At 64.2% G+C, this 26,749-nt stretch carries 22 protein-coding genes; 13 read left to right on the forward strand and 9 right to left on the reverse strand.

All coding sequences use genetic code 11. The features are described from left to right. The first annotated feature begins 113 nt into the window (after nt 1-113). Complete coding sequence (locus U8330_RS08650; protein WP_323104807.1) at nt 114-629, forward strand: hypothetical protein; 516 nt, start codon at nt 114-116, stop codon at nt 627-629. Between the two features lie 81 nt (nt 630-710). Here U8330_RS08650 and gltA read toward each other — a convergent pair whose 3' ends face one another. Further along, nucleotides 711-2,000 carry a citrate synthase gene (gene gltA / locus U8330_RS08655; RefSeq protein ID WP_323104808.1) on the reverse strand — a complete coding sequence of 430 codons (1,290 nt, stop codon included), beginning with the start codon at nt 1,998-2,000 and terminating at the stop codon, nt 711-713. A gap of 349 nt (nt 2,001-2,349) precedes the next feature. On the opposite strand from gltA, the gene U8330_RS08660 reads away from it, so the two are divergent. From U8330_RS08660 to U8330_RS08685, 6 genes are all read left to right on the forward strand, one after another. Next, complete coding sequence (locus tag U8330_RS08660) at nt 2,350-4,770, forward strand: ComEC/Rec2 family competence protein (protein ID WP_323104810.1); 2,421 nt, start codon at nt 2,350-2,352, stop codon at nt 4,768-4,770. A gap of 109 nt (nt 4,771-4,879) precedes the next feature. Next, a complete protein-coding gene (exbB, locus tag U8330_RS08665) occupies nt 4,880-5,833 on the forward strand; it encodes a tonB-system energizer ExbB (RefSeq protein WP_323104811.1) in 954 nt (317 codons plus the stop codon). Between the two features lies 1 nt (nt 5,834). Then, nucleotides 5,835-6,260, forward strand: a complete 426-nt coding sequence (gene exbD / locus U8330_RS08670) for a TonB system transport protein ExbD (RefSeq protein WP_323104813.1) — start codon at nt 5,835-5,837, stop codon at nt 6,258-6,260. Between the two features lie 154 nt (nt 6,261-6,414). Further along, nucleotides 6,415-7,074: a protein-L-isoaspartate O-methyltransferase gene (locus tag U8330_RS08675; protein WP_323104814.1), complete on the forward strand. Its 660-nt coding sequence runs from the start codon at nt 6,415-6,417 to the stop codon at nt 7,072-7,074. A gap of 203 nt (nt 7,075-7,277) precedes the next feature. Beyond that, the gene (locus U8330_RS08680; protein ID WP_416236835.1) at nt 7,278-8,636 is read left to right on the forward strand and encodes a TolC family outer membrane protein; all 1,359 of its coding nucleotides are present in this window, start codon (nt 7,278-7,280) and stop codon (nt 8,634-8,636) included. Between the two features lie 199 nt (nt 8,637-8,835). Further along, entirely contained in the window at nt 8,836-9,738 is a 903-nt protein-coding gene (locus U8330_RS08685) for a DUF2497 domain-containing protein (protein ID WP_323104817.1), read from the forward strand. 64 nt (nt 9,739-9,802) lie between these two features. On the opposite strand, the gene U8330_RS08690 is transcribed toward U8330_RS08685, so the two are convergent. Together U8330_RS08690 and U8330_RS08695 are read right to left on the reverse strand one after the other, a co-directional pair. Continuing rightward, nucleotides 9,803-10,468 carry a DsbA family oxidoreductase gene (locus U8330_RS08690; RefSeq protein WP_323104819.1) on the reverse strand — a complete coding sequence of 222 codons (666 nt, stop codon included), beginning with the start codon at nt 10,466-10,468 and terminating at the stop codon, nt 9,803-9,805. 10 nt (nt 10,469-10,478) lie between these two features. After that, on the reverse strand, nt 10,479-12,290 hold the full coding sequence (locus tag U8330_RS08695; RefSeq protein WP_323104820.1) for an extracellular solute-binding protein: 1,812 nt from the start codon (nt 12,288-12,290) through the stop codon (nt 10,479-10,481). A gap of 336 nt (nt 12,291-12,626) precedes the next feature. On the opposite strand from U8330_RS08695, the gene U8330_RS08700 reads away from it, so the two are divergent. Next, nucleotides 12,627-13,262, forward strand: a complete 636-nt coding sequence (locus U8330_RS08700; RefSeq protein ID WP_323104821.1) for an invasion associated locus B family protein — start codon at nt 12,627-12,629, stop codon at nt 13,260-13,262. A gap of 88 nt (nt 13,263-13,350) precedes the next feature. On the opposite strand, the gene hspQ is transcribed toward U8330_RS08700, so the two are convergent. The 3 genes from hspQ to U8330_RS08715 form a co-directional block, all read right to left on the reverse strand. Next, nucleotides 13,351-13,680: a heat shock protein HspQ gene (gene hspQ, locus U8330_RS08705; RefSeq protein ID WP_323107238.1), complete on the reverse strand. Its 330-nt coding sequence runs from the start codon at nt 13,678-13,680 to the stop codon at nt 13,351-13,353. A gap of 183 nt (nt 13,681-13,863) precedes the next feature. After that, nucleotides 13,864-15,273 (reverse strand): type I glutamate--ammonia ligase, encoded by a 1,410-nt coding sequence (glnA, locus tag U8330_RS08710; protein WP_323104822.1) that lies wholly within the window; start codon nt 15,271-15,273, stop codon nt 13,864-13,866. 57 nt (nt 15,274-15,330) lie between these two features. Continuing rightward, nucleotides 15,331-15,669, reverse strand: a complete 339-nt coding sequence (locus U8330_RS08715) for a P-II family nitrogen regulator (RefSeq protein WP_323104823.1) — start codon at nt 15,667-15,669, stop codon at nt 15,331-15,333. Nucleotides 15,670-16,002: 333 nt separating this feature from the next. On the opposite strand from U8330_RS08715, the gene U8330_RS08720 reads away from it, so the two are divergent. Beyond that, nucleotides 16,003-17,493, forward strand: coding sequence for an NAD(P)H-hydrate dehydratase (locus U8330_RS08720; RefSeq protein ID WP_323104824.1), 1,491 nt, complete (start codon nt 16,003-16,005; stop codon nt 17,491-17,493). Between the two features lie 15 nt (nt 17,494-17,508). On the opposite strand, the gene U8330_RS08725 is transcribed toward U8330_RS08720, so the two are convergent. Further along, nucleotides 17,509-18,312: a DUF72 domain-containing protein gene (locus tag U8330_RS08725; RefSeq protein WP_323104825.1), complete on the reverse strand. Its 804-nt coding sequence runs from the start codon at nt 18,310-18,312 to the stop codon at nt 17,509-17,511. A 69-nt stretch (nt 18,313-18,381) separates the two neighbouring features. Here U8330_RS08725 and U8330_RS08730 point away from each other — a divergent pair, with 69 nt between their 5' ends. Both U8330_RS08730 and U8330_RS08735 read left to right on the forward strand, forming a co-directional pair. Beyond that, complete coding sequence (locus tag U8330_RS08730; RefSeq protein WP_323104826.1) at nt 18,382-18,750, forward strand: type II toxin-antitoxin system prevent-host-death family antitoxin; 369 nt, start codon at nt 18,382-18,384, stop codon at nt 18,748-18,750. Beyond that, nucleotides 18,747-19,133, forward strand: a complete 387-nt coding sequence (locus U8330_RS08735; protein WP_323104827.1) for a type II toxin-antitoxin system VapC family toxin — start codon at nt 18,747-18,749, stop codon at nt 19,131-19,133. Before U8330_RS08730 ends, U8330_RS08735 begins: the two co-directional genes overlap by 4 nt. Nucleotides 19,134-19,136: 3 nt before the next feature. Here U8330_RS08735 and uvrA read toward each other — a convergent pair whose 3' ends face one another. Then, on the reverse strand, nt 19,137-22,058 hold the full coding sequence (gene uvrA / locus U8330_RS08740; protein ID WP_323104828.1) for an excinuclease ABC subunit UvrA: 2,922 nt from the start codon (nt 22,056-22,058) through the stop codon (nt 19,137-19,139). A gap of 350 nt (nt 22,059-22,408) precedes the next feature. Here uvrA and U8330_RS08745 point away from each other — a divergent pair, with 350 nt between their 5' ends. Next, complete coding sequence (locus U8330_RS08745; protein ID WP_323104829.1) at nt 22,409-22,942, forward strand: single-stranded DNA-binding protein; 534 nt, start codon at nt 22,409-22,411, stop codon at nt 22,940-22,942. A gap of 93 nt (nt 22,943-23,035) precedes the next feature. On the opposite strand, the gene U8330_RS08750 is transcribed toward U8330_RS08745, so the two are convergent. Then, entirely contained in the window at nt 23,036-23,656 is a 621-nt protein-coding gene (locus U8330_RS08750) for a MarC family protein (protein ID WP_323104831.1), read from the reverse strand. Between the two features lie 230 nt (nt 23,657-23,886). Between U8330_RS08750 and gyrA the strand changes: the two genes are divergently transcribed. Beyond that, nucleotides 23,887-26,679, forward strand: coding sequence for a DNA gyrase subunit A (gene gyrA / locus U8330_RS08755; protein ID WP_323104832.1), 2,793 nt, complete (start codon nt 23,887-23,889; stop codon nt 26,677-26,679). The last annotated feature ends 70 nt before the right edge of the window (nt 26,680-26,749 follow it).

Below are 26,749 nucleotides of genomic sequence, written 5' to 3' on the forward strand. Positions count from 1 at the left end.
CATGGAAGGAGTCGGGCCCTGTGCTGGAAGCAACGATGAAGCGGACGCAGGCTTGGCCCTTGCGGTCGGCCAGGATCAAGGTCGGCTGTGCTGTGTTGTCAGTCGTGCTCCTGATGACGACTGCGTCGGTGGTGATGCTGCTGCCGAGCGAATGTCTGGAGGTTCCGGTTCCTTCGATGGGCGGAACCCTATCGCTCAGGCGCTGGTCGGGGCCAGGCGGCGTCGGCATGTTCGATATGCTGGTCCGCGATCAGTTCGGGACGAGCCAGTCTGGGCCGCTGTTCTCGGAAAGCTGGCCGGAGCCGCGCTTCAATCTCTACCGGGTCGATGCGATCACCCTGGCGGTTGTTGCCGGCGGTGGGACTCTGCGTCTGATCCGCCAGGCGGCCGGCGAACCGCCGAGCTTCCTCACGCCAACGAGCGAGGAGCTTCTCCAGTCCTCGTCCTGGCGGTACCTCGGCGCGATGGTGCGTGGCCCGCAAGGCGCGTTCCGCTTCTATTTACCGGACGAGATCGAGGAGTGCATTCCCTTCATGCAGTCCATCCCGCTTCCGGTTCGCCGTGGCGCGCAACAGCCGCGCGGATGCCCGTCCGTCCCCGATACCGCGCTCCCATCGGAAGGTGCATAGCCGCAGACATGGAAAACCCGGCTGCGATGAGCCGGGTTTCCGTTTTCTCGTCTCCGTCCGCCGGGCTGTGCCCGGAGCGTCTCAGCGCTTCGGGACGGGAACGTAGTCGCGCTTCGGTTCGCCGATATAGAGCTGGCGCGGACGGCCGATGCGCTGTTCCGGATCCTCGATCATCTCGTTCCACTGTGCGATCCAGCCGACGGTGCGGGCCAGCGCGAAGAGGACGGTGAACATGGTGGTGGGGAAGCCGAGCGCCTTCAGCGTGATACCCGAATAGAAGTCGATGTTCGGGTACAGCTTCTTCTCGATGAAGTAGCTGTCGGTCAGCGCGATCCGCTCCAGTTCCATCGCAACTTCGAGCAGCGGATCGTCCTTGTGGCCGAGTTCCGCCAGAACTTCGTGCGTGGTCTTCTGCATGATCTTGGCGCGCGGATCGTAGTTCTTGTAGACCCGGTGACCGAAGCCCATCAGGCGGAACGGATCGTTCTTGTCCTTGGCGCGTGCCACATATTCCGGGATGCGATCGACCGTGCCGATTTCGGCGAGCATGTTGAGCGCGGCTTCGTTGGCGCCGCCATGAGCCGGACCCCAGAGGCAGGCGATGCCGGCGGCGATGCAGGCGAAGGGATTGGCGCCCGACGAGCCGGCGAGGCGGACGGTCGAGGTGGAAGCGTTCTGCTCGTGATCGGCATGCAGGATGAAGATGCGGTCCATGGCGCGGGCCAGAACCGGATTGACGACATATTCCTCGCACGGCACGGCAAAGCACATGCGCAGGAAGTTGGACGCGTAATCGAGATCGTTCTTCGGATACACGAAGGGTTGGCCGACATGATACTTGTAGGCCATGGCTGCCAGGGTCGGCATCTTGGCGATCATGCGCAGGCTGGCCACCATCCGCTGGTGCGGATCGGTGATGTCGGTCGAGTCATGGTAGAAGGCCGACAGCGCGCCGACGCAACCGCACATGACGGCCATGGGGTGGGCGTCGCGGCGGAAGCCGGTGAAGAAGCGGCTCATCTGCTCGTGCACCATGGTGTGGTGCGTCACGCGATGGTCGAAATCCTTCTTCTGCGCAGCGGTCGGGAGTTCGCCATAGAGGAGGAGGTAGCAGACCTCGAGGAAGTCGCCCTGCTCGGCCAGCTGCTCGATCGGGTAGCCGCGATGCAGGAGAACGCCTTCATCGCCATCGATATAGGTGATCTTGGATTCGCAGGATGCGGTCGAGGTGAAGCCGGGGTCGTAGGTGAAACAGCCGGTCTGCTTGTAGAGCGTGCCGATATCGACGACATCCGGCCCGATCGAACCGGATCGCACCGGCACGTCGACGGACTTTTCATTGACCGTTACCGTTGCACTTTTATCTGCCATGAGGCGATCCTCCGTTTGCGGCGAGCGGCACAGAACTGTGCCAAAATTGGTACCGTCTATCTTGTGCTACCGTATTTGCCCAAGACTGCCAAGCTGAACGAAAGGCAGATGCTGCAGCGCACAGCGGCAGGGCGAGTATGACGAGCAGACCTTAATTCTTCAGTAAAAGCAAGAACCTGTCCGCTATGCACCGCGACAGCGACGCGAAGCGCGTCGCGATTGCCTAATTACTGGGCAGCCCCGACGAATTGTAGGGTCGTCTAATTTTTGTCACAGTTGCGCCTCGTTCGGCAGGTCGGAGCGGATGGGGCGGGATAAGCCGCAAACAGGGGTGCACGGAAGGCCGCTCGTGAGCACGCTCGGCGAGCGCGCAGCCTTGCGCGAGGGGGAGGAGCCGCGGGCGGAGGCGGTCATTCCACCCCCTTTGTTGCGTGGCGATCCGGCTGCGGCCGCAAGACCTAGAGGTCGGCCCGGCGTGGCCCTTCCCGCCCTCCGGCGGTCGATCCCGCAGTGGATGGCCGAGGAGCGCGCCTTCGGTCATCTCTTTCTCCTCCTGCCGGTGGCGATGGGGCTGGGGGCTCTCCTCTGGTTCCAGATGCCCAGACCCCCTCATTTTGCATTTCTTGCAGTGCTGACATGCATTTTTGCCGTAGCGGCATGTCGCGTTCGCCATGCCGGCGGGCTGGGACCATGCGTGATCGCCCTCGCTTCGGCTGGTCTGTTCGGCATGATGGCGGCGGCGGTCGAGACCGGCCGTGCCGACACGATCCTCCTCGACAGTGCGGTGACGACGACCGTGACGGGGCGCGTCATGTCGCGCGAGGTCGCGGGCGAGGAACGCTTTCGCTACACTGTTCGGATCGATCACACGAGCGCCCCGCATCTGCGCCGTCCGCCAAGGCTCATCAGCCTTCTCGTCCGCGGCGTTGCGGAGCCTGTGGAGGTGGGGCGCCGTGTGCGCGGCCGGCTTCGGCTTGCGCCGCCGTCCGGGCCGGCGCTGCCCGGCCTGAACGACTTTGCCTTCGACGCCTATTTTCGCGGGCAGGGTGCGGTCGGCTACGCCTATGGTCGGCTGGAGGTTCTGCCGGACGAGACGCAGTCGGTCGGTCTTCCCGATCGTACGTTCACTGCGCTCTCACAAGTCCGGGAATTGGTCGGCGCGCGCATTCGCACCACGATCGGCGGGGATGCCGGCGCGGTGGCGGCGGCGCTGGTCACCGGCGAGGAGCGGGCGATCAGCGAGGAGACCGTCGAGGCGCTGCGGCTGTCGGGCCTCGGCCACGTGCTCGCGATCTCCGGCATGAACATGGTGCTGGCGGCCGGGACCTTGCTGATCGGGCTGCGCCTCCTTCTCGCCACGCTGCCGGGCCTTGCGCACCGAGTCGCCATCAAGAAGATCGCCGCCAGCGGCGCCCTCCTGCTTGTCACGCTCTACCTGCTGATGTCGGGCGGCGCCGTTTCGGCCGTCCGGTCCTATGTCATGATCGGGTTGATGCTGATCGCCGTCTTTCTGGATCGACCGTCAATCACGCTGCGGAACATCGCCTTGGCCGCGCTTCTCATCCTTGCGGTTCAGCCCTCCGCAGTGGCAGGACCCGGGTTCCAGATGTCCTTTTCGGCAACGCTGGCGCTTGTCGCGCTCTATGCCCGCTGGCGCGATATCCAGGCGCGGCGGGAGCGCTCCGCCGTGCTGCCTGCCTGGGCGCAGACGGGCCTGACCGCTTTTTCCGGACTTGTCCTGAGCGCCGTCATCGGCGGCATCTCGACCCTCATCTATGCGGCGGCGCATTTCAACCGGCTTCCGGCCTATGGCTTGCTCGGAAACCTGCTGGTCATGCCGCTGATCGGCACGGTCATCATGCCATCGGCGCTGCTCACCATGCTGCTCATGCCGCTCGGTCTCGATTCTCCGGCTTTGTTTCTCTTCGGCTGGAGCGTGGAGGCCATGCTTGCCGCGGCCCGCTTCGTTGCGGGGCTCGGTGGGCAGATCATCACGGGCCAGATCCCTGCGATGGCCTTCCTGCTGATCGCACTCGGCGGCTGTCTTGCCTGCGTCTTCCGCACGCCGCTCGCCGTGTCCGGTCTTCTCTTGATTGCCATCGGTCTCGTCATCGCCGCGCTGACACCGCTGCCCGCTCCGGCCGTCATCATCGCGGAAGATGGTCGGCTCGTGGCGCTGGAGGCGCGAGGGGCGACGGCCAGCAATCGCGCGCGTCCGCCGGCCTTCATCTATGACCAGTGGCAGAGGGCGCTGCGCCTGCCGCCGCATCGGGCGCCGAAGGAGCGTGAGGACCTCACGCTTCCTGACTTCCTGCTGCCGCCGCGTCCGCATCCGGGTGGCCGTCTTCCGCCGCCTGGGGATAAGGACGGGATCAAGCAGAAGCGCGATGCGCTTGCCGGCGCTGCGGAGGAGGGGGTCTTCACCTGCGTGCCGCGACAATGGTGTGCCGCGCGCCTTCGATCGGGCGACCTGCTGATGACCGTCGAGGATGTGCGTCTCGTGGGTTTCGCCTGCGATGTGGCAGCCATCGTGGTCACCGGCTCCAGCCCGCGCTTTCCCGGGTGTCGAAGCGGTGCATTGCTCTTCACCGCCGCAAGTTTGAGGCGCAGCGGCGCCGTCATGCTCTTCCCTGATCCGGGCGCAGCGCGAGGCTATCGCATGGACGCCAGCTTCGGCCCGCTCAACCGCCCCTGGCAGCGGCACAGGACCTATGACTGGCGGCAGGATCGGTTCGAACCCGACGAAGAGAGCGACGCGGCTCCGCAATAAACATGATCTTTTTCCTCCAGTAATCTTGCCAGGGCCGGGCGTGCTGTCCTATGTCGCTTCGTACGCACACCGCCGCCCTTTCATGGCTGCGGGAATGATGGAGATTTGCATGCGCCTGTCCGTCCTCTGCCGCTCGCCGCGTCGCCTTGCTCCTGCTGCCTGCCTTCTGCTGGCCCTGGTTGCAGCTGGTCCAGCCGCGGCCCAGCAGGCGGACGGCAGCGGCAATCCGCCGCCAACTGCCATGGCCCCGAGCGGCCCTGTTCCCGATGAAGCCGCAGCAGCGGGAGATGGTCCTCGGCCGGCTGGGGACGCACAGCCTGGCGCGACCGCTGCCTCCGGCCTGCCGCACGATCTCTCTCCGATCGGAATGTTCCTCGCGGCAGATTACGTCGTGAAGGGCGTGATGGGCGCGCTTGCGCTGGCTTCGGTCGCGACCTGGGCGATCCTGATCGGCAAGACGCTGGAACTTAGTGCGGCCAAGCGGCGCGCGCGCAGGGCCGTCGATCGTCTCGTGGCCGCCGCGGGCCTGGCCGATGCGTCTAGAGGCGAGGATCTGGCGGGACCGGCGGCGGCAATGCTGGCCGCAGCGCGGGAAGAGGTGACGCGGTCCGAGATGGTGATCGACCTCGTTCCGGGGCAGGGCGTGAAGGAACGGGTTGCCTCGCGGCTCGCCCGCATCGAGGCGGCCGCCGGACGGAGGATCGCTGTCGGGACGGGCCTCCTTGCGACGATCGGCTCCATTTCCCCCTTCGTCGGCCTGTTCGGCACCGTCTGGGGCATCATGAACAGCTTCATCGGGATCAGCCGGTCGCAGACCACCAACCTCGCCATCGTGGCGCCAGGGATTGCCGAGGCGCTGCTCGCCACCGCCATCGGCCTCGTCGCCGCCATCCCCGCCGTCGTCATCTACAACATCTTCGCCCGCTCGATCATCGGCTATCGCGCCGTTCTGGCCGATGCTTCATCGGCAGTGGAGCGCCTTTTGAGCCGCGATCTCGATCTGCGTCTGGCGCGCCGCGGCGCGGCACCCGCCGCCGAGGCGGGCCTGGCGAGGAGCCGCTGACATGGCGACGCGTCTCGGCGACAAAGGCGGCGATCTTGAGGAAAACAGCGAGATCAACGTCACCCCCTTCATCGATGTCATGCTGGTGCTGCTGATCATCTTCATGGTCGCCGCGCCCTTGGCGACCGTCGACACCAAGGTCGATCTGCCCCAATCCGCCGCCCAGCCAAGCCCGCGCGACGACAAGCCCGTCTTCGTCACCTTGAAGGCCGATCTCAGCCTGACGCTCGGCAATGACGCGGTCGCACGCGAGGGTTTCGCGAGCGCGCTCGACGCGATGACGAACGGAGCCAAGGAAACGCGTGTTCTTCTGCGGGCCGACAAGAGTGTCGCCTATGAGCAATTGATGGGAATGATGAACCTGATCCAGCAGGCCGGATATACGAAGATCGGTCTGGTCGGCCTGGAAGCCCAACCGATGCGGTGATGCCACAGACTGTCCGCTTGCGCGTCGCCCATGGATTCCCGCTTGAAAGGCGTGTGACGGGCATTTAAGAGCAAGCTTAGGACTTTCCGCATGTGCGAGCGTCTCGGTCGAGACCCCCATGCCGGAGGGCAGCATGTTCCGAAGAGGCAGGGCGATGGATTTTCAGGCAGCGCGGACCAAGATGGTCGACAATCAGATCCGGACGACCGATGTGACGTCGCATTCGGTGCTTTCCGCCTTCCTTTCCGTGCCGCGTGAAGCTTTCGTCCCAGAGCGCAAGAAGGCGCTCGCCTATATCGACACCGACATCGCCCTCTCGGACGCCGAGGGTGGCCGCTACCTGATGGAGCCGTCGCCGCTCGCCAAGCTCCTGCAGTTTGCCGAGATCGCCAAAAGCGACAGCGTACTCGAGATCGGCAGCGGAACGGGCTATGGCGCGGCTCTCCTCGCCCATATCGCGACCCAGGTTGTTGCGCTGGAGAGCGATGACGCGCTTGCCGCCACGGCGAAAGACACGTTGGCGTCGCTGGGGCTCTCCACCGTCACCGTCGTGACCGGCCCGCTCGAGGCCGGCTGCCCGAAGCTGGCGCCCTTCGATGTCATCTTCATCCACGGTGCCGTCGAAACCGTTCCGCCGGGTCTGCTTGACCAATTGAAGGATGGCGGACGCCTGGTGGCCGTGGTCGGCTACGGCAATGCCTCGCGCGCCAAGCTGTTCCTGCGCGAAGGGGCTCGCACGTCGGAGCGTCTTGGCTTCAACACCGCCGTCAAGGCGCTTCCGGGCTTCCGGCTCGCCAAGGAATTTGTATTCTAGTTCGTCGGCGACAGCTGAATTATCGTCTCGGACTCCTTTTGGATCGTTGCGCTGCACGCTGTTCAGGCGCCTGATCAATAGGTTATTAACCATGATACGTGAAAGTGGTGGCTATCATAAGAGCCGGATTCGGCGAGTTCCCCCTGCGTGATGCGCAAGGGACGGATGACCGAAGTCGGACGCAAACTCAGGGCGATCACCCGATGCTTCGCAGCAAGCGATTGATGACAGCAGTGGCCTTTGCCCTTGTATTCCCGGCTCTTGCATCGGCTGAGACTTTGAGCGACGCCCTGGCAAAGGCCTATGCGAACAATCCTGACCTGAACGCGGCCCGTGCCGCGCTGCGCGCCGCAGACGAAGGCGTGCCGATCGCGAAATCCGGATACCGCCCGCAGGTCGGCGCGCAGATCCTGCGCACCACGCAGGTGATCGATTCTGACGGCTCGCCACGAAGGGAGAGCTACAGCACCGGCTCCGCCGGCATCACCATCACGCAGCGAATCTTCGACGGCTTCCAGACCCTCAACAATGTGCGCGCCAACGAATCGATCGTCTTCTCCGGTCGCGCGCAGCTGCGTGCCAACGAGATCTCGATCCTTCTGAGCGCTGCCGAAGCCTATGCCAATATCGCCCGCGACCAGCAGGTTGTGGCCATTCGTCGGCAGAACCTGGCGTTCCTGAAAGAACAGCTGAACGCGGCGGATTCGCGGCTGCAGGCGGGCGAGGGCACGCGCACCGACGTCAGCCAGGCCGAGGCCGAGCTTGCCAGCGCGCAGGCTCTGCTGGTCAATGCCGTGTCGCAGCTCAAGCAGAGCGAGGCGGCCTATGTGCAGATCGTCGGCGATGCGCCGCGCGATGTGAAGCAGCCGGTGCCGGCCAAGATCGGCATGCCGCGCACGCTTGATCTCGCCGTCGCAACCGGGCTGCGGGACAATCCGAGCATCTTCGCCGCCCAGTACAATGTCGATGCGGCAGGCTACCGGGTGAAGCAGGCGGAAGGCACCATGCTGCCCGGCGTGACGATCCAGGGCAATGTCTCGCGCGAGACAAGCGACACCGACCGGCCGAACAGCGTGCAGGGCACGATCACGGCGCGGCTTGAAATTCCGATCTACCAGGGTGGCGCCGAATATGGCCAGATTCGCCAGGCCAAGGAGCGGCTCGGCCAGCAGCGTATCCTCGTCGACTCCGCGCGGGCCGAGGTGCAGCAAACCGTCGTCAGCGCCTATGCCCAGTACGAGGCGGCGGTCGCGGCGATCTCCGCCAACAAGCAGCAGATCCGCGCCGCGACGCAGGCGCTGAACGGCGTGATCGAGGAGCGCAAGGTCGGTCAGCGCACCACGCTCGACGTGCTCGACGCGCAGCAGAGCGTGCTGATCGCCAAGGAAAGCCTTGCTTCGTCGCAGCGCAACGCCGTCGTCGCCAGCTATTCGCTGCTCGCTGCCATGGGCGCGCTGACCGTGACGGGCCAGAACCTTCAGGTCGCCGAATATCGTCCCGAAATCCACTACGAGGCCGTGCAGGACAAATGGTTCGGGCTGCGCACGGTGGATGGACGCTGACGCTGCCTGGCAGGCAGAAAGTCGAGCGCCGACCAGGGCTTGCTCGCAGCCCGAAGGCGGCGAGGTGACGGCGTTAAGAAAACTGTGCATCATCGCCTCTGGTTGATTCGGTCGGTTCCGAAAGCGTGCAAATGCGCCTAGGCTCGGCCAATCAGAGTAGACGCCCGCTGGCGGCGGTGCGGCAGAAGCGAGGACAATCATGGCCCAGTCGAACCTAGCGCGTGAACCGTCGATGGACGAGATTCTCGCCTCCATCCGCCGGATCATCGAAAGCAACGACACGGTGGGCCCTGGCCAGCCTGCCAACGACGCCGGCACCTATCGCAGCGACCGTCCCTATGGCGAAGAAGATCTCGAAGAGATCGAGTTGACCATCGACGAAGAGATGCTGGCGGCCGAATTCGAGGCCGAGCAGGTCGCTGCTCTCGGCGTTTCCACCCATTCCGGCGAGCCGGACGCCGCACCTCAGTTCCTGTCGCAGCCGGACCGGTCGGCCGAGCCCGCGCCGCGCGTGAGTGCGCAGACGCCGATCGTTCCGCCGCCGCTTTCGCTTGCCGATGTGGCCGCTCGCGTTCGCGCAGCATCCGACCGTCAGATGGGTCGCCCCGAACCGGTTGCCGCAGCGCGGTCCGAGCCGCCGGCGATCCTGCGCGATGCGGTCCAGCCGGCTCAATCGGCTCCAGTGGCGCCCGTGCCGAAGGCCATTCGTGCGGAGGAGCTCTCCAAGCAAGAGCCGGTCGTCGCCCCCGTCGCGGATGCCGTCCGCGAAGAGAAGCCTCTGGAGCCGGTCGCGATCGTCGAGAGCGCCCCCGCCAGCGACACGCCGACCCCAGTTGCGGCCGATCACGCCGCCTCGCCGACGCGCGCCGGCGAGCGGCCGATGCCTGCGATCGTCTCGGCCGCGGTCAGCGAGCAGGTGTCACGCGCCTTCACAGACCTCGCCATGGCCGTCGACCAGGGGCCGCGCCGCTCCTTCGACGAAATCGCCGAGGACATGCTGAGGCCCATGCTGCAGGAATGGCTGGACGACAACCTGCCGACGCTCGTCGAGCGGCTGGTGCGCGAGGAGATCGAGCGCGTGGCTCGCGGTCCGCGCCGCTAAAGTCGAACCGAAGTGACGAAGCCGGCGGCTTGCGCCACCGGCTTATCCTGTGCGGCTTTGGCAATCAGTTGAGGCCTGACCCGGTTTTCATGGCGGCAATGTCGCGCAGCGCGTCGGTGAGGACATCGACCGTCTGCGCGCCCATGACGGCGTAGCGCTCGTCGATGATGAAGCAGGGAACGCCAGTCACGCCCATTTCGCGTGCCATGGCGATCTCCTGCTGAACGGCTTCGCGGTCCGCGTCGGAAGCAAACAACGCCGCGATGACCGCGCGGTCGAGGCCGCTTTCGCCCGCGATGGCGAGCAGGGTGTCCCGGTCGCCGACATTGCGGCCTTCGCTGAAATTCGCTTCGAACAAGGCGTCGACGACCTTCGTCTGCACATCGCCCCCTTCGGCGGCCGCCCAGCGGATCAGGCGATGGGCGTCCAGCGTATTGGGCGAGATCGTCACGGCATCGAAATCGAAGGTGAGACCCTCTTCGCGTCCGAGACCGCTCAGCATGGCATGCGCGCGGTCCACCGCCTCCTGCCCACCGAGCTTCGAAGCCAGATGTGCCTTGTGATCGACGCCTTCCGCAGGTAGATCGGGGTTCAGTTGGTAGGGGCGCCAGTTGACGGTGACGAACACCGTTGCGCTCAGCGCGTCGATGGCCTTGTCCAGACGCGCCTTGCCCAGATAGCACCAGGGACAGACGACGTCCGACACGACGTCGATCGAGATATGCTGCACGTTTTCACTCCTATTGAACGCTCTGGTCCCACCATGTGCTGAGGGAATAGCCGTAGAGCGGGACCGTGCTCGGTCGCCCGATCCGCTTGTGCCGGGCCACCCACTGGGCGGGCACATGGTAGAGCGGCACGAGAAAGGTGTTGGAGACCAGCAGCCGGTCGTGCGCCCGCACCGCGGCTGTGAAATCCTCGATGGTGCGCGCCTGGAGAATGGCGTTGACCAGCGTGTCGACATCCTTGTCCGCAACGCCGGCAAAATTGTCGCTGCCCGGACGGTCGCGGGAGACCGACGACCAACGCCCCACCTGCTCGATGCCAGGAGAAAGCGACGAGGGATAGGATTTGATGATCACATCATAGTCGAAGGACTGGCTGCGCTGCTGGTACTGGCTGTCGTCGACCGTGCGCACATTGGCTTCTACGCCGAGCGCGGCAAGCGAACGCTGATAGGCGAGCGCCATCTTCTCCTGGCTGTCGTTCTGCGTCATGATCTCGAAGCTCAGAGGACGGCCTTCGGCCGAGACCATCTTGCCGTCCTTGATCGAGTAACCCGCCTCGCGCAGCAGGGTCACCGCCTCGCGCAGGACGTTGCGATCTCTCCCCGAGGCGTCGGTGACCGGCAGGCGGTAGCTGCCGTCGAGAATGGCGGGGTTGATCCGGTTCCGGATATCGCCGAGCAGCGCCAGTTCGCGGTCGTCGGCGGGATTGCCGAGATAGGAGAGCGTCGAGTTCTGCCAGAAGCTCTGCGTCCGGGTATAGGCATTGTCGAACAGGTTCTTGTTGGCCCATTCGAAATCGAAGACCAGCGCCAGACCCTGCCGCAGCTTCATGTCCTGGAAGATCGGGCGGCGGAGGTTGAAGACGAAGCCCAGCATGCCGGACGGGGTCTTGGGCGTGAACGTGTCCTTGATGACCTCGCCGGAGGAGACCGCCGGGAAGGTGTAGCTGCGCGACCAGCGTGTCGGGCTTCCTTCCGGATAGAGATCGATCTCGCCCTTCTTGAACGCCTCGAACAGCGTCGAATCCTGCAGGAAATACTCGACGGAGATTTCGTCGTAATTGTCCATGCCGACCTTGGACGGCAGGTCCTTGGCCCAATAGTCCGGGTTGCGCTGGTAGACGATCCGCTGCCCGGTCGAGACCGACTTGACGCGGTAAGGGCCGGAGCCGAGCGGAAATTCGAGCGTCGTCTGATCGAAGGTGTCGACCTTGGTCGCATGCTTCGGCAGGATCGGCGTCATGGCGATCAGCAGCGGAAACTCCCGGTCGCTCTTTTCGTTGAAGGTGAAGCGGACACTGCGCTCCCCCACCTTCTCCATCTTGGAAACCTTGTCCAGCCGGGTCGAGAACGGGACGCGCCCCTTGTCGCGGAACAGCTCGAAGGTGAAGATCACATCCTCCGGCGTCACCGGCTGCCCGTCGGCCCATTTGGCTTTCGGGTTCAGATTGAACTGGATGAAGGTGCGGTCTTCGTCCCATTCCACCGTTTCGGCGAGCAAGCCATAGAGCGAGAAGGGCTCGTCGCGCGACCGGCTCATCAGGCTGTCATAGACCAGGTTCCCATATTCCGGGTCCAGCATGCCGCGCGCGGTGGTGCGCATGCTTTTGAGGATAAAGGGGTTCAAGTTGTCGAAGGTCCCGACGACGCCGTAGGCGACATGGCCACCCTTCTTCGCCGCGGGATTGACATAGGGAAAGGCCTTAAAATCGGCCGGCAAAGCAGGGGCGCCATGCATGGCGATGGCGTGGACGGGATCGGCCGAGGCGCCGCGTGGGGCGATCGCCGCGGCAAGAAGGGCGAGCCCTAGAACCAGTGCGCGCAAGCTGTTCTCCTAAATCGGTCGTCGTGATTCCCGGCAAATTAACATGATGTGCTTCGAATGAAACAGCCGATCGCTAAAAAGCGGCTTCGACGCAGGCGCTGCAATCACAGCGCGCCAAAAGCCGCCTCTGCTGCACGGACATTCGTCAAAATGAAGCGGGGAGGCTGGATATCGTCGCCTTGACATTGTAACAGACCTGCAGAACTGGCGGGGGCCGGGTCGCGCAGGAGTCATGCAAATGCCTCATTTGCTGAACAGAGCAGCGGCGGCTGACAAGGGGACCCGCGGCGCCCGCCGCATCCACCGATCACGATCTTTGAGGAGACGGAACACGTTATGACCTTCAAGCCCACCCGTATGAAAAAGGCCGTGGTTTCGGCCTTTGCCGGCGCCGTTGCTGTCGCCGCTCTGCCGTCCGCGTCCTTCGCGCAGCAGGCTGCTGCCGGCCAGCGCCCGCCGCAGGGCTGGTTCAAGGTCTGCACCAAGCAGGAAGACAACGATGTCTGCATCGTCCAGAACCTGCTGACCGCCGGTAATGGCCAGTTGATCACCGCCGCAGGCCTGATCAGCGTCCAGGGCAAGGTGAACCGCAAGATCATCCAGGTCTCCGTCCCCTCTGCCCGCCTGATCCCGGCCGGCGTTCAGGTGCAGATCGATGGCGGCAAGCCGATGAAGCTCGATTATGGCGTCTGCATGCCCGACAAATGCGTCGCCGAAGCGCCGCTGACGGACGCGATGATCGCCAGCCTGAAGAAGGGCGGCGAGGTGGTGTTCACCTCGATCAACTTCCAGCGCGCGCCGAACCCGATCAAGATGTCGCTCGAGGGCTTTACCGGCGTGTTCGACGGCCAGCCGATCGAGCAGTCGAAGCTGCAGGAGCGCCAGCGCCTGCTGCAGGAAGAAATGCAGAAGAAGGCCGAGGAAGCGCGCAAGAAGCTGGAAGAAGCCCAGAAGGCTGCCAAGCAGAACTGAGCGGATCGCCTGATATCAGAACGAAGAAGCCCGGGTACGGTCGGTCCGTCCCGGGCTTTTTCATATCCGCTCACCGCGCAGGGCGCCGTCAGTGGGTGACCACGGCCTTCGGCTTGTACTGTCCCACGGTTTCCGGATCGAAGAAGGTCTCGACCTGGCTATGGCGGAGCGGCGTGCCGGTCGCGTCCGGGATCAGATTCTGCTCCGAGACATAGGCGACATATTCGGTTTCGTCGTTTTCGGCCAGCAGATGATAAAAGGGCTGGTCGCGGCTCGGGCGAACTTCAGCAGGGATCGAGTTCCACCATTCCTCGGTGTTGGCATATTCCGCGTCCACGTCGAACACGACCCCGCGGAATGGAAACACCTTGTGGCGAACCACCTGACCGATTGAAAACTTTGCGTCTCTCTGTTTCATCATGGCTGTCGTCCTTTCCCCGGATATGTGGGAATTTCCATCGACAGATCAAGACTTGCGACGCCGTCTGGTTCCATCACCCGCGCGTCAATCCGTCACTTTCATGACAAGGCCGAGATTTCGCCGGGCAACAAAAAAGCCGGCGCTGGCGCCGGCTTTCCAAGTCGAAGGATGAACAGCCGATCAGGCCGAATAGTACATGTCGAACTCGACCGGATGCGGGGTCATTTCGAAGCGCATGACTTCCGCCATCTTCAGCTCGATATAGGCATCGATCTGGTCGTCGTCGAAGACGCCGCCGGCGGTCAGGAACTTGCGGTCGCGATCGAGATTGTCGAGCGCTTCACGCAAGCTGCCGCACACGGTCGGGATCTTCTTCAGCTCCTTGGCGGGCAGATCGTAGAGATCCTTGTCCATGGCCTTGCCGGGATGGATCTTGTTCTTGATGCCATCGAGACCGGCCATCAGCATCGAGGCGAAGCCGAGATAAGGGTTGGCGAGCGGATCGGGGAAGCGGACCTCGACGCGCTTCGACTTCGGGCCCGAGCCGAAGGGAATACGGCAGGAGGCCGAGCGGTTGCGCGCCGAATAGGCGAGCAGCACCGGCGCTTCATAGCCCGGCACCAGGCGCTTGTAGGAATTGGTCGTCGGGTTGGTGAAGGCGTTGATCGCCTTGGCGTGGCGAATGATGCCGCCGATGTAGTACAGGCAGTTTTCCGACAGACCGGCATATTCGTCGCCGGCAAAGGTCGGCTTTCCGTCGCGCCAGATCGACTGGTGCACATGCATGCCCGAGCCGTTGTCGCCGAAGATCGGCTTCGGCATGAAGGTCGCGGTCTTGCCATAGGCATTGGCAACCTGGTGCACGACATATTTGTAGATCTGGATCTGGTCGGCGCTGCGCACCAGCGTGTCGAACTTCACGCCGAGCTCGTGCTGGGCGGCCGCCACCTCATGGTGCTGCTTCTCGACCGTCACGCCCATTTCCTTGAGCACGGTCAGCATTTCCGAGCGCATGTCCTGGCAGCTGTCGATCGGCGGAACCGGGAAATAGCCGCCCTTGACGCGCGGACGATGGCCCATATTGCCGGTCTCATAGTCGGTGTCGTCGTTGGACGGCAGTTCGTTCGAGTCGAGCTTGAAGCCGGTGTTGTAGGGATCGGCCTTGTACTTGACGTCGTCGAACACGAAGAATTCCGGCTCCGGGCCGACATAGACCGTATCGCCGATACCGGAGGACTTGAGATAGGCCTCGGCCTTCTTGGCCGTGCCGCGCGGATCGCGGTTGTAGGCCTCGCCGGAGACCGGATCGAGAATGTCGCAGACGACGACCATGGTCGACTGGGCGAAGAACGGGTCCATATGCACCGACTCCGGATCGGGCATCAGCACCATGTCGGACTCGTTGATGGCCTTCCAGCCGCCGATCGAGGAGCCGTCGAACATGACGCCGTCGGTGAACATGTCCTCGTCGACCGCCGTGACGTCCATCGTCACATGCTGCAGCTTGCCCTTCGGATCGGTGAAGCGCAGGTCGACGAACTTTACGTCGTCGTCCTTGATCTGCTTGAGAATGTCGTTGGCAGTCGTCATGTCGGACATGTCCTTCTTTGTGACGCGTTAATTCGCCACGCAGAGTGGCGAGGGAATTCAGATGGCGTCGACCCCGGTTTCGCCCGTGCGAATCCGGATCACTTCTTCGACGTTGGAAACGAAAATCTTGCCGTCGCCGATCCGGCCGGTCTGCGCGGCGTTGCGGATGGCTTCGATGACCGCTTCGGCATTCTCGTCGGCCAGCACGACCTCCACCTTCACCTTCGGCAGGAAGTCGACGACATATTCGGCGCCGCGATAGAGTTCGGTATGCCCCTTTTGACGTCCGAAGCCCTTCGCTTCCGTGACGGTGATGCCCTGAAGGCCCACATCCTGCAGGGCTTCCTTGACCTCGTCCAGCTTGAAAGGCTTGATGATCGCTTCGATCTTTTTCATGAGAAAATGACTCTCCGCTTCTCCCGTTGTGGCGGGCTGATCCCCGCTGCCCACCATATGCATGTAGCATGCCATGTTTCGCCAGTCACAGCACAAACTGCGCGGGGCCGGCGACCGGAATGCCGCGTCGGGTTTCGGAGCCACCACCGGTGGACTGTGCCTATTTCTTGTGAAAACGGCACGGTTTACGGCGATTTATGGAACGCGATACGGAATCGTCAGTCATCAGCATGATATTTGAGCGCCAAATATATGCAAATGCATTAGAAACAGTCAACAGAACTTCTCCCGCCGCCCTTGATATCGGCCACCGCGATGCCATCCTCTGAGACCATGCCCCATCGTCTTCCCGAAGCCTTGATTACACCCGCTGCCATGGCCGAGATCGATCGCGCCGCGGCGCGCTCCGGCCTTTCTTCCTATGGCCTGATGCGCGCGGCCGGGCATGCGGTCGCGGCCACTGCGCTCGCCCATTTTCCGCAGGCGCTGCGCTTCGTCGTGCTGGCGGGACCCGGCAACAATGGCGGCGATGGATGGGTGGCCGCGCGTGTTCTTGCGCAGGCGGGCGCCGCTGTCGCGGTGTATGCGCTTTACCCTGTCGAGGGGTTGAAGGGGGATGCGAAGACCGCGGCAGAGGATGCGGCCATGGATGCTGCAGCGCTTGCCGAGTATCAGCCGCAGCCGGGCGATGTCGTGATCGACGCGCTGTTCGGCGCCGGGCTGACCCGCTCCGTGCCGGAGGCGGTGCAACGCGTGATCGAGGCGGTCCAGCATGCCAGACTGCCGGTTCTGGCGATCGACCTTCCCTCCGGCGTCGACGGGCGCAGCGGCGCCGTCTTGGGGGCGGCCTTCGAGGCGGACCGCACGGTCACCTTCGTCAGCCGCAAGCCGGGCCATCTTCTCCTTCCGGGTCGCACCCTGTGCGGCGCGCTGGAGGTCGCCGAGATCGGCATCCCGCGGCGGATCGTGGCTGCGCATGCGAGCCCCATCTTCGCGAATGGCCCTTTGCTCTGGCGGGACGCCGTCAAGGCGCTCGATCCTTCGGCGCACAAATACCGTCGCGGCCATCTCCTCGTCTGCTCGGGCGGACCGGTGTCGAGCGGCGCGGCCCGCATGTCGGCGACGGCGGGGCTGGCGGGCGGGGCAGGGCTGGTGTCGATGGCCGCGCCGCGCAACGCGCTGCTGGTGCTCGCCACCCATCTGACGGCGGTCATGCTGAAGCCGGCCGACGGGGAGGAGGCGTTTGCCGCGCTGCTGTCCGATGCGCGCTACAATGCGCTGGTGATCGGTCCCGGGCTGGGCAATGCCGACAGGGCACGCGCCTTCACCGCTCTCGTGGCAAGGGAGGGGCGGCGGCTTGTTCTCGACGCCGACGGGCTGTCGGCCTTCAAGGAGGCGCCGGAGATCCTTTTCAACGCCTTCAGCGGCGAACTTCGCCTTGTCCTTACTCCGCATGACGGCGAGTTCTCCCGCCTCTTCCCGGATCTTGCCGGCGACGAGTCGCTGTCCAAGATCGACCGCGCTTTTCAGGCCGCCCGCCGCGCAAATGCCGTCATCGTCCTGAAGGGGGCCGACACGGTGATCGCGGCACCGGACGGACGGGTGGCGATCAACAGCAATGCGCCGCCCTGGCTGGCAACGGCCGGCACGGGCGATGTGCTGGCCGGCCTTGTCGGGGCCCACCTGGCGCAGTCCATGCCACCCTTCGATGCCGCGGCCAGCGCCGTCTGGCGCCATGGAGAGGCGGCGGTGCGGGCAGGCGAGGGCATGACCGCCGAGGATCTCTTGCGCGCGATCGCCCCTTTGCCGCGCCTCGACGAGTGACGGGCGGGGGTTGCTCTACGACTTGTCGATCCGCGCCTGCAACGCCTGCGCCCCCTGAGGCGCGTTGACCTTGCCTTCGGTGATGAAGAAGGCGAACACATCCCGCGGCGCGGTCTTTAAAGGATCGGCCAGCAGCGGCAGATCACCCGCCACGCCGCCGGCCGCCACGCTGCGCAGCCGTTCGGCCCAGAGGTGGAGACGCTCCTCTTCATAGCAGGTCGCAACGTCGTCCCGCCCCGTCTGCAGGCGGACATAGGCAAAATCGGCGGTGACATCGGCGATCATCGGATACTCTGCGTGGTCGGCACAGACGAGCGCGACATTGTGGTCGCGCAAGAGAGCGATGAAGTCCGGGACCATGAAGCTCTCATGCCGGACTTCCACGGCGTGGCGCAGCGTAAGACCATCCACAGCGCGCGGCAGCAGGGCGAGGAAGGCGGCAAAGTCCGTCCTGTCGAACTTCTTCGTCGGCATGAACTGCCAGAGGATCGGCCCCAGTCCGCCCCCGAGCTCGGCTATACCCTGGTCCACGAACCGCTCGATCGAGGACAGCGCATCACCCAGCACCTTCTTGTTGGTGGCATAGCGGCTGGCCTTCAGGGTGAAGAGGAAGTCGTCGGGGATCTCGGACGCCCATTTGGCGAAGGTTTCCGGCTTCTGCGTGCTGTAATAGGTCCCGTTGACCTCGATGACGCGCAGCGCTCGGGATGCGTGTTCCAGCTGCCGCTTCTTCGCCAGGCCATCCGGATAGAAGGTGCCGTCCCAAGGCTCGAAGGTCCAGCCGCCAATGCCGACGCGTATGGTGCCAGATTTCGTCATAGGGCTGTCCTCTCTTTGTTGCAGCTCTGGTCGTCTTTGACTGGCTTATCCCAATGTCCGGATGTGCCGATGACCATAATATCGCTTCGCCAGGCAAAGGCTGACTTGGAGAGTCTCCTCGACCGAGCGCAGGCCGGCGAAGTGATTCTTATTACTCGTGAGACCAACACCGCGTTCCGCATCGTCCCCGTCGCGGAGCCGGTGCAGAGCCTAGGCAGTGCTCGGCGTGCCTCTGGTAGTTTGGGGCATCTCCGTCTCGAACAGAAAGTGGAAGGTGAGATCGACGGCGATGCCGCCAAGCAAGGCCCCCGCCGCGCCGGTTCCCTCGCCCATCTTCGCGACCGATTCCCTCGCGACTTGTTCCTTGAACCCATGTCCGAAGAAGAGATCGAGGCGTGGGAGGGTAAATATTCATTTCCCTACGACAATGGCCAGTGAGATATCTTCTGGACACACACGCCCTCGTTTGGTGGCTAATGGATGTCAACGAGCTGGGCAGGAGAGCACACACAACTATCGCGGAGCGGAGCAACGAGATCTTTGTCAGCGCTGTTTCGGCCTTCGAGATTGCAAGGAAGAACCGGCTCGGCAAGTGGCCTGAGGTCGATCAGCTGGTGGAGCATTTCGACGATCTGCTGGCGGCAGAGCGCTTTACTCCGTTGCCTTTCACCATGCACCACGCCATTCGAGCGGGGCAGTTCCGAATGACCCACCGCGATCCGTTTGATCGCATTCTCGCTGCGCAAGCCCATGCCGAAGATCTAACCCTCATAACCATCGATCCAGCCTTCGCCGAGTTCCCGATCGAGATCCTCTGGTAACCTCTACTCCGCCGCCTCCTGCTTTCGCATCGGGCGGCGCTCCAGCAGTTCCTTCAGGAAATGGCCCGTGTGGGACGCCTCGATCTTGACGATCTGCTCCGGCGTGCCCTCGGCCACGACCTGACCGCCGCCATCGCCGCCCTCGGGGCCGAAGTCGAGGATCCAGTCGGCTGTCTTGATGACTTCCAGGTTGTGCTCGATCACCACAACCGTATTGCCCTGGTTCACGAGTTCGTGCAGCAGCTCGAGCAGCTTGGCGACATCGTGGAAATGTAGACCGGTGGTGGGCTCGTCGAGAATGTAGAGCGTGCGCCCGGTGGAGCGCTTGGAAAGCTCCTTCGCCAGTTTCACGCGCTGCGCCTCGCCGCCCGAAAGCGTGTTCGCCTGCTGTCCGACCTTGATATAGCCGAGGCCGACTTCGTTCAGCGTTGCCAGCTTGTCACGCACGGCGGGAACTGCGGCGAAGAACTCGACGCCTTCCTCCACCGTCATGTCAAGCACGTCTGCGATCGACTTGCCCTTGAAGGTCACGTCCAACGTTTCGCGATTGTAGCGCTTGCCGTGGCAGACATCGCAGGTCACGTAGACATCCGGCAGGAAGTGCATCTCGATCTTGATGACGCCGTCGCCCTGGCAGGCCTCGCAGCGCCCGCCCTTGACGTTGAAGGAAAAGCGGCCGGGCTGATAGCCGCGCGCCTTGGCTTCCGGCAGGCCGGCGAACCAGTCGCGGATCGGCGTGAAGGCGCCGGTATAGGTGGCCGGGTTCGAGCGCGGTGTGCGGCCGATCGGCGACTGGTCGATGTCGATCACCTTGTCGATGTGCTCGAACCCGTCGATCCGGTCGTGCTCGGCCGGGATTTCGCGCGCGCCCATGATCCGCCGCGCAGCCGCGCGGTAGAGCGTCTCGATCAGGAAGGTCGACTTGCCTCCGCCGGAAACACCGGTGACGGCGGTTAAGACGCCGAGCGGGATCGACGCCGTCACATTCTTCAGATTGTTCGCCCGCGCGCCGACGACCGTCAGCTCCTTTTTCTTCTTCGGCTTGCGCCGTTCGGACGGCACGGCAACGGAAAGCTCGCCAGAGAGATATTTGCCGGTGAGCGAGGTCGGGTGCGCGATGATCTCCTGCGGCGCGCCGGAGGCGACGACGCGGCCGCCATGGACGCCGGCCGCCGGGCCGATATCGACCACGTAATCGGCCGTCAGGATCGCATCCTCGTCGTGTTCCACGACGATGACCGTGTTGCCGATATCGCGAAGATGACGCAGCGTGTCGAGCAGGCGGGCATTGTCGCGCTGGTGCAGGCCGATCGATGGTTCGTCGAGCACGTAGAGCACGCCGGTGAGGCCCGAGCCGATCTGCGAGGCCAGCCGGATCCGCTGGCTCTCTCCGCCCGACAGCGTGCCGGAATTGCGCGAGAGGCTGAGATAATCGAGCCCGACATCGTTGAGGAAGCGCAGCCGGTCGCGGATTTCCTTCAGGATGCGGACAGCGATCTCGTTCTGCTTGTCGGTCAGCTTGGCGGGCAGCGCTTCGAACCAGTCGCGCGCCACGCGGATCGACATCTCGCTCACCTGGCCGATCTGCAGCCTGTCGATCTTCACCGCCAGCGCCTCCGGCTTCAGCCGGTAACCTTTGCACGCCGGGCAGGGGGCGGCCGACATGTAGCGCTCGATCTCCTCGCGCGCCCAGGCCGACTCGGTTTCCTTCCACCGGCGTTCCAGATTGGGGATGATGCCTTCGAAGGTCTTGGTCGTGTCGTAGGAGCGGGCGCCGTCGGCATAGTGGAAGAGGATTTTTTCCTCCGTCCCGTGCAGGATCGCTTTCTGCGCCGCCTCGCTCAGCTCCGTCCATTTGGAGGTCAGCTTGAAGCCATAGGCCTTCCCCAGCGCCTCCAGCGTCTGGTTGTAATAGGGCGAGGAGGATTTGGCCCAGGGAGCGATCACTCCGGCCTTCAGCGTCTTGTCCGGCTCAGGCACGATCAGCGCCGCATCGATCTTCTGGTGGCTCCCGAGACCGTCGCAGGTCGGGCAGGCGCCGAAGGGATTGTTGAAGGAGAAGAGCCGCGGCTCGATCTCCGAGATCGTGAAACCGGACACCGGGCAGGCGAATTTTTCCGAAAACAGCACGCGCTCATGCGTCTCGTTCAGCGACTTGTTGGCAGAGCCGCCGGCCGAGGTCTCGCTCTCGGGCAGGGGCTTGTCCGCGAACTCCGCCACTGCCAGCCCATCCGCCAGCCGAAGGCAGGTCTCCAGGCTGTCCGCCAGCCGCGCCGCAATGTCTCCGCGCACCACCAGGCGATCGACCACCACATCGATATCGTGCTTGTACTTCTTGTCGAGCGCCGGAACCTCGGCGATCTCGTAGAACTGCCCGTCGACCTTGACGCGCTGAAAGCCCTTCTTCATCAGCTCGGCAAGCTCTTTCTTGTACTCGCCCTTCCGGCCGCGGATCATCGGCGCGAGGATATAGAGGCGCGTGCCCTCCTCGAGCGCGAGCACCCGGTCGACCATCTGGCTGACGGTCTGGCTTTCGATCGGCAGACCGGTCGCCGGCGAATAGGGGATGCCGACGCGCGCGAACAGCAGGCGCATATAGTCGTAGATCTCGGTCACCGTGCCGACGGTGGAGCGCGGGTTCTTCGACGTGGTCTTCTGCTCGATCGAGATCGCCGGCGAGAGGCCGTCGATCTGGTCGACATCCGGCTTCTGCATCATCTCCAGAAACTGGCGCGCATAGGCCGACAGGCTCTCGACATAGCGGCGCTGCCCTTCGGCATAGATGGTGTCGAAGGCGAGCGACGATTTGCCCGAGCCGGAAAGCCCGGTCATCACGATCAGCGAATTGCGGGGCAGGTCGAGATCGACGCCCTTCAGATTGTGCTCCCGCGCGCCGCGGATCGAAATGGTTTTCAGGTCGCTCATCGCTTCAATCTCGGAAGGGCGTGTCTCGGAAAGGCCGACGGGAGCTGCGACAGGCTCGAAGGAGCAGCCGCGGCCGGAGCCGGCGCGTGTCTGGTCTCGTATGTAATCATGCTGCACGGCATGTCGAGGCGAACTGCGCGAAGAAAGCTCCGCCCGCCCGCGACTCGGTTGACGACGATCGCCGCAACTATTAGAACAAAAAAAGAACGAAGGCGAGGGGCCTGCGAAGCTGTGGATGGAGGGGCGAAGAGAGGCGCATTTGCTGACCCGCCTCGCTACACTGCGCGCCACCCATGAGTGGCGGCCCGCCGCAGAAATCGACCCGCCGCACAATAGACAAGGAAGAGAACATGGCCGGAAGTGTGAACAAGGTGATCCTGGTTGGCAATGTCGGTGCGGATCCGGAAATCCGCCGCACCCAGGACGGCCGACCGATCGCCAATATCCGCCTCGCCACCTCCGAGACCTGGCGCGACCGCAATTCGGGCGAACGCCGCGAAAAGACCGAGTGGCACACGATCGTCGTCTTCAACGAAGGTCTGTGCAAGGTCGTCGAGCAATATGTGAAAAAGGGCGCCAAGCTCTATATCGAGGGCGCGCTGCAGACCCGCAAATGGCAGGACCAGACCGGCAACGACCGGTACTCGACCGAAGTCGTGCTGCAGGGCTTCAACTCGACACTGACCATGCTCGACGGGCGTGACGGCGGCGGCGGCGGTGCCCGCGGCGGCTCCGACTTCGGCGGCGGCGGTGGTGGCGGCGGCAATTATGGCGACGACTACGACCGTCCCGCCCAGTCCTCCGGCGGCGGCCGCTCGGGCGGCGCATCGGGCGGCGCCTCCGGCGGCTTCTCGCGCGACCTGGATGACGATATTCCGTTCTGAGGCGGGCATCGGAAACCGAACCCGGCCCGCACAGGAGGGCCGGGAAGGGGTCAGGCGATCCGGCGGTGAGCCGACTTCTTAGAACCGACCCTGTTACAGAATGAACGCCGAGCGAACCCCGTCCACCACGAACTGCACGGCGAGTGCTGCCAGGATGACGCCCAGCAGGCGGGTCAGGATGGCGCGGCCGGTCTGGCCGAGGAAACGGTCGATGCGGTCGGCGATGGCGAGCGCGGCATAGAGCAGCGCCAGGCAGCCGGCGATGACGGCGAGCAGCAGCAGGCGTTCCAGGGTCGAGGGAAAGGAGCCGGACAGAAGGATGGTCGCCGAAATGGCGCCCGGGCCGGCAATCAGCGGCAAGGCGAGCGGAAACACAGCGATGTTCTCGATGTGGTCGCGCATCGTCGCCGTCTCGCCGGTCTTTTCCTTGCGGGCGTTGCGCTTCTCGAAAATCATCTCGAAGGCGATCCAGAAGAGCAGCAGCCCGCCGGCAATGCGGAAGGCGCCGATCGAGATGCCGAGCAGGTGGAGGATGCCGCTGCCGAAGACGGCGAAGGTGGCAAGGATCGCAAACGCGATCAGCGTGCCGCGGATCGCCACCTGGCGGCGCTCGCTGCGCTGCATGCCGGCGGTCAGGCTGAGGAAGATCGGCGCGAGGCCCGGCGGGTCGATCGTGACGAGCAGCGTCGTCAAGGCGTTGATGATCGCGTCCATTCCGGCTCCCCCTTGCGCGGCCTTCGCGTCCGCCTTTGATAGTGGTAGGCGACGAAAAGCCTGCCGCGCAAGCCGATCGCGGTGGAAAGCGGCCCGATTCCGGCCAAACGCTGCTTTATGCTGGCCTTGTCTGTGAAAGCCTGCTTAAAACCGGTCGCTGAATTGGCGTGCCTTCGTGCATTCCGCTATAAGTCAGCGTTCTTTGAGTCTGATAACGATCGTGATCCATAGTGACTGAGCAAACACCCCCCGGCGGCGGCAAGTCCCCACTCGGCATCGAGCCCATTTCCATCATGGAGGAAATGCAGCGCTCGTACCTCGATTACGCGATGAGCGTCATCGTCAGCCGCGCGCTTCCCGATGTTCGAGATGGTCTGAAGCCGGTGCACCGCCGCATCCTCTACGGGATGAGCGAACTGGGAATCGACTGGAACAAGAAATACGTCAAATGCGCCCGCGTCACCGGTGACGTGATGGGTAAGTACCATCCGCACGGCAACCTGGCGATCTACGATGCGCTGGCCCGCATGGCCCAGCCCTGGTCGCTGCGCCTGCCGCTGATCGACGGGCAGGGCAATTTCGGCTCGATCGACGGCGATCCGCCGGCGGCCGAACGCTATACCGAGTGCCGGCTGGAAAAGGCGGCGCATGCGCTGCTCGACGATCTCGACAAGGAAACCGTCGATTTTCGCGACAACTACGACGGCACGCTCTCCGAGCCGGTCGTGGTACCGGCGAAGTTTCCGAACCTGCTCGTCAATGGCGCCGGCGGCATCGCCGTCGGCATGGCGACCAACATTCCGCCGCACAATCTCTCCGAGGTCATCAACGGCTGCATCGCGCTGATCGACGAGCCGGGGATCGAGCTCCCGCAACTGATGGAGATCATTCCCGGTCCGGATTTCCCGACCGGCGCGCTGATCATGGGCCGCTCGGGCATCCGCTCGGCTTATGAGACCGGCCGCGGCTCCGTCATCATGCGCGGCCGCGCCCATATCGAGCCGATGCGCAACGATCGCGAGCAGATCATCATCACCGAAGTTCCCTATCAGGTGAACAAGGCGACGATGATCGAGAAGATGGCCGAGCTGGTGCGCGAGAAGCGCATCGAAGGCATCTCCGATCTGCGCGACGAGAGCGACCGGCAGGGCTATCGGGTGGTGATCGAGCTGAAGCGCGATGCCAATGCCGAGGTCATCCTCAACCAGCTCTATCGCTACACCCCGCTGCAGACCTCCTTCGGCTGCAACATGGTGGCGCTGAACGGCGGCAAGCCCGAGCAGATGACCCTGCTCGACATGCTGCGCGCCTTCGTCGCCTTCCGCGAAGAGGTCGTTTCCCGCCGCACCAAGTTCCTGCTCCGCAAGGCCCGCGAACGGGCGCATGTCCTCGTCGGCCTCGCGATCGCCGTCGCCAATATCGACGAGATCATCAAGCTGATCCGCGAAGCGCCGGACCCGCAGACAGCGCGCGAGCAGATGATGACGCGTCGCTGGCCGGCCCAGGACGTCGAGTCGCTGATCCGCCTGATCGACGATCCGCGCCACAGGATCAACGAGGACGGCACCTACAATCTTTCCGAGGAACAGGCCCGCGCCATCCTCGAACTGCGCCTTGCGCGCCTGACTGCGCTCGGACGCGATGAAATCGGCGACGAGCTCGGCAAGATCGGGCTGGAGATCAGCGACTATCTCGAGATCCTCGGCTCACGCCTGCGGATCATGACGATCGTCAAGGACGAGCTGGCCGCGATCCGCGACGAATTCGGCACGCCGCGCCGCTCCGAGATCGTCGAAGGCGGTCCCGACATGGACGATGAGGACCTCATCGCCCGCGAGGACATGGTCGTCACCGTGTCGCACCTCGGCTATATTAAGCGCGTGCCGCTCGCCACCTACCGCGCGCAGCGTCGTGGCGGCAAGGGCCGCTCGGCCATGACCACGCGCGACGAGGACTTCGTGACCCGCCTGTTCGTGGCCAATACGCACACGCCGGTCCTGTTCTTCTCCTCGCGCGGCATTGTCTACAAGGAGAAGGTCTGGCGCCTGCCGATCGGCACGCCGCAGGCACGCGGCAAGGCACTGATCAACATGCTGCCGCTCGAAGCGGGCGAACGCATCACCACCATCATGCCGCTCCCCGAGGACGAGGCGAGCTGGGCCGATCTCGACGTCATGTTCTCAACGACGCGTGGCACGGTGCGGCGCAACAAGCTCTCCGACTTCATCCAGGTCAACCGCAACGGCAAGATCGCCATGAAGCTCGACGAGGAGGGCGACGAGATCCTCTCCGTGGAGACCTGTACCGATCGCGACGACGTGCTGCTCACCACGGCGCTCGGCCAGTGCATCCGCTTCCCCGTCGATGACGTGCGTGTCTTTGCCGGCCGCAACTCGATCGGCGTTCGCGGCATTTCGCTGGGCCAAGGCGACCGGATCATCTCGATGACCATCGTCAGCCACGTCGATGCCGAGCCGTGGGAGCGCGCCGCCTATCTCAAGCGTGCTGCCGCCGAGCGCCGCAGCATGACCGGCGAGGACGAGGAGATCGCTCTGGTCGGTGAAGAGGTGACCGAAGTCGGCGATCTCGGCAACGAGCGCTACGAAGAGCTGAAGGCGCGCGAGCAATTCGTGCTCACCGTTTCGGAAAAGGGGTTCGGCAAGCGTTCGTCCACCTATGATTTCCGCACCTCCGGTCGCGGCGGCAAGGGGATCCGGGCGACCGATACCGCCAAGGCGGCCGAGATCGGCGATCTCGTCGCGGCTTTCCCGGTCGAGGACGGAGACCAGATCATGCTCGTTTCCGATGGCGGACAGCTGATCCGCGTGCCCGTCGGCGGCATCCGGCTGGCAAGCCGCGCGACAAAGGGTGTCACGATCTTTTCGACCGCCAAGGACGAAAAGGTCGTTTCCGTCGAGCGGATCAGCGAGCCGGAGGACGAGGACGCCGTGGCGGAGGTCGAGGCGGAAACCGCCGTGACGACCGAGGCCGGGCCTGCAACGCCGGACGGCGACGGCGCCTGATGGAGTAGGGGATCCACCTCGATCCCCCGCGTGGTCGAGACATGAAAAAGCCGGACGGGAGGGAACCGTC

It is taken from the genome of Rhizobium sp. CC-YZS058, assembly GCF_034720595.1.
Taxonomy (GTDB): domain Bacteria; phylum Pseudomonadota; class Alphaproteobacteria; order Rhizobiales; family Rhizobiaceae; genus Ferranicluibacter.